Source organism: Vibrio sp. 1874 (assembly GCF_033344395.1).
GTDB classification, from domain to species: Bacteria; Pseudomonadota; Gammaproteobacteria; order Enterobacterales; family Vibrionaceae; genus Vibrio; species Vibrio alginolyticus.
In genome coordinates, this window is record NZ_JAWPOR010000145.1 from 1 (window position 1) to 1,135 (window position 1,135).

At 43.2% G+C, this 1,135-nt stretch carries 2 protein-coding genes; both read left to right on the forward strand.

What is annotated here, in order from left to right:
- Positions 1 to 540 (forward strand): class I SAM-dependent methyltransferase (locus R8N46_RS25190; protein WP_318189773.1); only part of this gene is annotated, 540 nt, incomplete at its 5' end.
- Between the two features lie 25 nt (positions 541 to 565).
- Positions 566 to 1,135, forward strand: a 570-nt coding sequence (locus R8N46_RS25195; protein ID WP_318189774.1) for a class I SAM-dependent methyltransferase, incomplete at its 3' end; no start/stop codon positions are given.

Genomic DNA, 1,135 nt, shown 5'->3' on the forward strand with positions numbered 1-1,135 from the left:
AAGTTAAAAAACCTTCCCATCGAGCAAGGCTCGGCTCTCGACCTAGCCTGTGCAACAGGCAGTATCGGTCATGTCGTAAAAAATCACTATCCAGATCTCACCATCCATGGCTTAGACATCTCGTCCAAAATGGTTGATAAAGCGCGCCAAACTAGCCTCTATCAAAGTGTCGCGGTTCATAATCTCGATGAGCCATTTTCCCCTTTGTTTGAGCAAACCTTCGACCTTATCACCGCACTTGGTTTTACTGAGTTTCTAGCAAAGCCTCAACAACTTCTGGAGTGCATTTCGCATAAGCTAACTGCGAATGGACGATGTTTTATCAGCTTTCAATACCACGATCCGGATGGACAAGATTTGCCTCGAAATACTTATAGTGGATCGGTCGTGCATACGGCATATACCGAAAGTGAAGTTGAACAACTCTGTCTGCAGGCGGGGTTGGAAGTGGTTTCCCTAGAAAATGTGATTGGTTACGTATCTGGTGTTGGTTATGTGTGTCGATACTTGATGCTAGAGCTGAAAAAGTCACACCGCTGAAATAAGTAACAAACAAGGACTGTTTTTGAAAACACAAGATTTAACCGAGTTCGGGTCTGGAATTGAATACGATGCTCAATACGACCAGCATTACCATCACGACATTGCTTTCATCACAAGGTTAATCGAAGAAACCAATGCTCGAAATGTATTGGATGTCTGTTGTGGTTCCGGCATTGTCACGATTCCAGTCTCTGAGCAACTCAACGAAGCCATTGGCATTGATATTTCTGAAGGGATGCTCAAACATGCAAAGGACAAAGCCAAAAGCAGGAGTAACTTGCGTTTTCTTCATCTCGACGCAACCCAGTTTTCGTTAGGTAAGAAGTTTGACCTAGCCATAATGACAGGGAATGCATTCCAAGCCTTTTTAAGTGATGAGATGCTAGCAGGTGCACTGAGCTCAATATCAAGACACCTCGAAAAAGGTAAGCGATTTGTTTTCGATACGCGGTTACCAACGCCAGAAAATCTAGAATTGGATAATGAGATGGCACTGTGGCAAACCTATGTTTCTCCAACTTATGGTGAAGTGAATTATTTCGGTATGAAGGTCGAGTATGACTTGCAAACATCCATCATGTATTTGAAGAAA